The organism is Actibacterium sp. (genome assembly GCF_041584535.1).
Taxonomy (GTDB): Bacteria; Pseudomonadota; Alphaproteobacteria; order Rhodobacterales; family Rhodobacteraceae; genus Actibacterium_D.
Window position 1 is genome coordinate 1 of sequence record NZ_JBFHDW010000197.1, and the last position, 4,998, is coordinate 4,998.

Genomic DNA, 4,998 nt, shown 5'->3' on the forward strand with positions numbered 1-4,998 from the left:
GATGCGGTTGTGCGGATGGGTCGCGGCCCAATGGCGGGCAATGTCGATCCGGCGCGGCGTCCAGACCCCGTCAAAGCCCTGGATATAGTCGATAAAGCGTTTCAGCCCCGCCAGCTTGCCGGGGCGGCCGATCAGGCGGCAGTGCAGGCCGATGCTCATCATCTTGGCCGCGCCATCCTGCCCTTCGGCATAAAGCGTATCGAACGCATCCTTGAGATACTGGAAGAACTGCTCGCCGGTGATATAGCCCGGCGCAGTGGCAAAGCGCATGTCGTTGGCTTCCAGCGTGTAGGGAATGATCAACTGGTCGCGCGGTCCGATCTCGGCCCAATAGGGCAGATCGTCGTCATAGGTGTCGCTGATATAGTCAAAGCCGCCTTCTTCGGCGACAAGGCGCACGGTGTTGACGCTGCAGCGCCCGGTATACCAGCCGCGCGGACGCTCCCCGGTAACTTCGGTATGCAGGCGGATGGCCTCGGCGATCGCGGCGCGCTCAATGGCCTCGGGCATGTCTTTGTGTTCGACCCATTTCAGGCCGTGGCTGGCGATTTCCCAACCGGCGCTTTGCATTGCCTCGACCTGAGCCGGGCTGCGCGCCAGTGCCGTCGCCACGCCATAGATCGTAACCGGAATGCCCGCGCCGGTGAACAGGCGGTGCAGCCGCCAGAACCCGGCCCGTGCGCCGTAGTCATAGATCGATTCCATGTTCCAGTGCCGCTGGCCGGGCCAAGGCGCCGCGCCGGCGATATCGGACAGAAACGCCTCGGACGCGGCATCGCCGTGCAGGATCGAGTTTTCCCCGCCCTCTTCGTAATTCAGCACAAATTGCACGCAGATCTTGGCGCCGCCGGGCCATTTCGGGTCGGGCGGGGTGGAACCGTAACCATGCATGTCACGCGGATATCGCGGCAATCTTGCGTCTCCTGTCCTAATTCAGCATTCCTATGACAGTAGCTTGCGGCAGTTTTTCAAGAAAAACTTGAAAGACCTTCGCCTTCGCCATTCCGGGCAAGCGCAGCTAGGATAATGCTGCCAGCAGATCACGAAAACGGCGTAACGCAAAGGATTTAGGCATGACGACAACGGGCGGATATCTGACGACCCATGTTCTGGACACGGCACGCGGTCTGCCTGCGGCGGGGATGGCGATTGATCTGTATCGCATCGACGGCGACGGTCGCGCCCATTTGCACAGCATGGTCACCAATGCCGATGGCCGCACCGATGCGCCGATCCTGCCGGTCACGGATTTCGAGACCGGCACGTATGAACTGGTCTTTCACGCTGGGGCCTATCTGGACAGGATCGGCACCCCGGCTGAGACCCCGCGCTTTCTGGATGTGATCCCGCTGCGGTTCGGGATTTCCGACGCCTCGGCGCATTACCATGTGCCGCTGTTACTGTCGCCGTTCGGCTATTCGACCTATCGCGGCAGCTGAGCCATCTTCTCGGCCAGCGCCTCGCGGCAGCGCGAGACCATGAAATCGACGAACAGCCGCACCTTGGCATCCTTGAAGCGCCGGGTCGGATAGAGGCAGGCCAGTTGCGTCGGCGCCGGTGGGGTCTGCGTTGCGACCGGCACCAAGGCACCCGAGGCCAGATGCTCGGCCACCTCAAACGTCGGCTTGAAGACAATGCCATGCCCGGACAGCGCCCAATCGGTCAGAACGTCGCCGTCATCCGATTCCATCGGGCCGGTGATCTCGAACCGCTGCGGGCCTTCGGGCGTGACAAGCGGCCAGCGGAACTCGCGCGCGCCGGGAAAGCGCAGGTTCAGGCAGTCATGCTTGTCCGTTACCAGATCATTGCCGGTTTCGGGCATGCCGCGCCGGGCGATATAGGCGGGTGACGCGCACAGCACGCGCGGGCATTCGGCGATGGCGCGCACTTTGAGATCGCTGTCGGCCAGCGGGCCAAGGTGAAAGGCCACGTCCAGCCCCTCGCCGGTGACGTCGATCACCCGGTCCGACACCCGCAAGCGCACGTTGATCTGCGGGTATTCGGCGCGAAACGCCGGGATATGCGGCGCGATGATCCGCCGCCCGACACCCAGAGGCGCGGCAACGAACACCGTGCCGCGCGGGGTCTTGCTGGCATCCATGACCTGCGCTTCGGCCTCGTCGATGCTTTCAATGATCTGACGGGCGCCGGTATAGAACAGACGGCCGTTCTCGGTCGGGTTCAGCGCCCGCGTGGTGCGGTTGAACAGGCGCACACCCAGATGCTTTTCCAACTCGGCAATCCGCGACGACGCCACCGCGGGCGAGGTCCGCTGATCGCGGGCCGCCGCACTCATACTGCCCAATTCGTAGACACGAACGAACATTTTGATGTTGTTCAGATAGGCCATGGCTATTTTTCGGCGTTGCTTGAAAGTGATCCTTCATTTGATGAATTAACAAAAAGGTCCGCGCCGGTATAGCCTGATGACAACGAACAATCGGAGACGGTGATGCTGGAATTGGCTTTGGCGACGGAATGGGCGCAGTTTGCGATGCGCTGGCTGCATGTGATTACCGCAATCGCGTGGATCGGATCTTCGTTCTATTTCATCGCGCTTGATCTGGGTCTGCACCGCGACCGCAATCTGGCCAGCGGCGCCGATGGCGAAGAATGGCAGGTCCACGGCGGCGGGTTTTATCACCTGCAGAAATATCTGGTCGCCCCGGCGCATATGCCCGAGGGGCTGGTCTGGTTCAAATGGGAAAGCTACACCACATGGCTGTCCGGTTTTGGGATGCTGTTTCTGGTCTATTACCTTGGCGCTGACCTGTATCTGATCGACCCGGCGATTCTGGATATCCCGGTCTGGGCGGGGATCGTGATCTCGCTTCTGTCGCTCAGCGTCGGCTGGCTGGCTTATGACGCGATCTGCAAATCGCGCTTTGGCAACGACAACACCCGGCTGATGCTGTTCCTTTATGTGGTGCTGGTGGTGCTGGCATGGGCGTTCACCCACGTCTTTTCCGGCCGCGCGGCGCTGTTGCATCTGGGGGCGCTGACGGCGACGATCATGTCGGCCAACGTGTTCTTCGTCATTATCCCGAACCAAAAGATCGTCGTGGCCGATCTGCAGGCCGGTCGGGTGCCCGATGCGAAATACGGCAAGACCGCCAAGCAGCGCTCGACCCATAACAACTATCTGACGCTGCCGGTGCTGTTCCTGATGCTCAGCAACCACTATCCGCTGGCTTTTGCCACTGAATACAACTGGATCATCGCCAGCCTTGTGTTCCTGATGGGGGTGACGATCCGGCATTATTTCAACACCATCCACGCCCGCAAAGGCAATCCGCGCTGGACATGGGCGGCGACGGTGGCGCTGTTTCTGGTGATCATGGCGCTGTCGGTCGCGCCGCTGTATCTGGCGGATGAGCCCGATTATCCCGAGGAATCCGCCCTGACCCCCGCCGAGCAGAAATTCGTGCAAGCCGACGGGTTCGACGATGTCTATAACGCGGTGCTGGGCCGGTGCTCGATGTGCCATTCCAGCTATCCGGGGTGGGAGGGCATCGCCCATGCCCCCAAAGGCGTGATGTTAGAGACCGAGGGCCAGATCGCCCGCCGCGCCAAGGAAATTTTCCTGCAAGCCGGGATCAGCCACGCCATGCCGCCCGCCAATGTGTCCTATATGGAACCCGAGGAACGCGCCGCGATCATTCGCTGGTATAAGGCGGCGATCGAGGGTTAGGGCGCCAAACCCTTCAGCAGCATTGCTTCGCCATCGGCCTGAATTGGCGGCAAGCCCTGCGCCGTGATTGCGGCCGCATAAACCGCCGCCAGCGCGCCGGACCCAACCACCGCCACCTGCTGGCCCAGCCAATAAGGCCGCGCCGCCGCCAGTTCCGCTCCGATCAGCGCGCCCCAGATCATTGGGGCCGGATCGCTTTGGCTATGGGCCGAGGCCAACCGCTCGGCCAGACGCTCGGGCCGGGCCATGCCATCGCTGACCGCCTGTTCAAACCCCGCACCGGGGGCGGGCGGGGTCAGGCCAGCGGCCAGTTGCGGCGTCAGGAAGGCCTGAAAGCTGATCACTTCTTCGGCGCTGATATGTGCCCAGACGGTCGCGGTGCCGGGCAGGCACAGCACGCCATCGAATTTCGGGTTCAGCGCGACAAACCCGGCAATCGCCGCCTCGGCTCCCCAGCTTTTATGCGGCGGTTGCGCTTGCGACAGCGCGGGCATGGCGGTCAGGGCCACGCCCTCATAGCCAAGCCCAACGCCATGTTCAGGCCGCGCGGCACAGGGCACAGCGCGGGGCGCGGCGTTCAGGCCGGTGGCACGGATCGGCAGCGATTGCCCGTCTGACATCCGGGCGATGGTTGCGGCCAGATCTGGGGCGGCGCATGCCTGACGCCCGCGCACCGTATCGCCCTGCATCCGCCACAGGCGGTGCTGCGGGGCGCTTGCGTCAAGGGCAATCCAGTCAGCGGGCATGGCGTGTCACTTTTCCGGGGCCAGCAGGCAATCGGCAATTGATTGCGCCAGCCGGGTCATCAACTGGGCATAAAGATCGGGGCCGGGTATCAGGGTTGCGCCCGCCGGGTCAAGCGCCGCACCCATCCGCACACCGCTATCCTGCGCCAGAGCTTGCAGATAGGACGGGTCGCTTTGCGCTTCGGGGAACAGGCAGATCACGCCCGCATCGCGCACCACATGCCGCAGATCGGCCAGCCGCGCCGCGCCGGGCGCTGCGGCGTCGCTTTCGGCGATGCTGCCGGCGATGGTCAGGCCAAAGGCTTGGGCAAAGCCGTCATAGGCGTCATGGCCGACGATGAACGGCAGGTCGCGCGCCGGGGTCAACAGCGCGGTCAGGCGGGCCTGAAGCTGATCAATCCGGGCCACGGCCTCGGCAGCATTGGCGTGATAGGTCTGTGCCTGATCCGGGTCGGCCTTGGCCAGAACCTGCGCGATCACGGCGATCCAGTCGCGGGCGATGGCCGGGTCCAGCCATTGATGAATTTCAGCGCCGTGATCGTGGTCATGGTCCGCGACCAA

At 63.3% G+C, this 4,998-nt stretch carries 6 protein-coding genes; 2 read left to right on the forward strand and 4 right to left on the reverse strand.

The window, feature by feature from the left end; translation table 11 throughout:
* Positions 1 to 912: allantoinase PuuE (puuE, locus tag ABYW26_RS10250; RefSeq protein WP_372604745.1), on the reverse strand; the 912-nt coding region annotated here is incomplete at its 3' end.
* A gap of 161 nt (positions 913 to 1,073) precedes the next feature.
* Between puuE and uraH the strand changes: the two genes are divergently transcribed.
* Positions 1,074 to 1,439 (forward strand): hydroxyisourate hydrolase, encoded by a 366-nt coding sequence (gene uraH, locus ABYW26_RS10255; RefSeq protein WP_372604746.1) that lies wholly within the window; start codon positions 1,074 to 1,076, stop codon positions 1,437 to 1,439.
* Here the strand turns inward: uraH and ABYW26_RS10260 are convergent.
* Positions 1,424 to 2,350: a LysR substrate-binding domain-containing protein gene (locus ABYW26_RS10260; RefSeq protein ID WP_372604747.1), complete on the reverse strand. Its 927-nt coding sequence runs from the start codon at positions 2,348 to 2,350 to the stop codon at positions 1,424 to 1,426. The two genes, uraH and ABYW26_RS10260, sit on opposite strands and share 16 nt — an antisense overlap.
* 102 nt (positions 2,351 to 2,452) lie before the next feature.
* Here ABYW26_RS10260 and ABYW26_RS10265 point away from each other — a divergent pair, with 102 nt between their 5' ends.
* A complete protein-coding gene (locus ABYW26_RS10265) occupies positions 2,453 to 3,691 on the forward strand; it encodes a urate hydroxylase PuuD (RefSeq protein ID WP_372604748.1) in 1,239 nt (412 codons plus the stop codon).
* On the opposite strand, the gene ABYW26_RS10270 is transcribed toward ABYW26_RS10265, so the two are convergent.
* Positions 3,688 to 4,437 carry a 2-dehydro-3-deoxygalactonokinase gene (locus tag ABYW26_RS10270; RefSeq protein ID WP_372604749.1) on the reverse strand — a complete coding sequence of 250 codons (750 nt, stop codon included), beginning with the start codon at positions 4,435 to 4,437 and terminating at the stop codon, positions 3,688 to 3,690. The genes ABYW26_RS10265 and ABYW26_RS10270 overlap by 4 nt on opposite strands.
* Positions 4,438 to 4,443: 6 nt before the next feature.
* Positions 4,444 to 4,998: metal ABC transporter solute-binding protein, Zn/Mn family (locus ABYW26_RS10275; RefSeq protein WP_372604750.1), on the reverse strand; the 555-nt coding region annotated here is incomplete at its 5' end.

What these genes read in the sequence shown, in the direction of transcription:
- ABYW26_RS10270 (WP_372604749.1), bottom strand. Translation starts at nt 4,437, where the DNA reads ATGCCCGCTGACTGGATTGCCCTTGACGCAAGCGCCCCGCAGCACCGC.
- uraH (WP_372604746.1), top strand. Translation starts at nt 1,074, where the DNA reads ATGACGACAACGGGCGGATATCTGACGACCCATGTTCTGGACACGGCA.
- ABYW26_RS10260 (WP_372604747.1), bottom strand. Translation starts at nt 2,350, where the DNA reads ATGGCCTATCTGAACAACATCAAAATGTTCGTTCGTGTCTACGAATTG.
- ABYW26_RS10265 (WP_372604748.1), top strand. Translation starts at nt 2,453, where the DNA reads ATGCTGGAATTGGCTTTGGCGACGGAATGGGCGCAGTTTGCGATGCGC.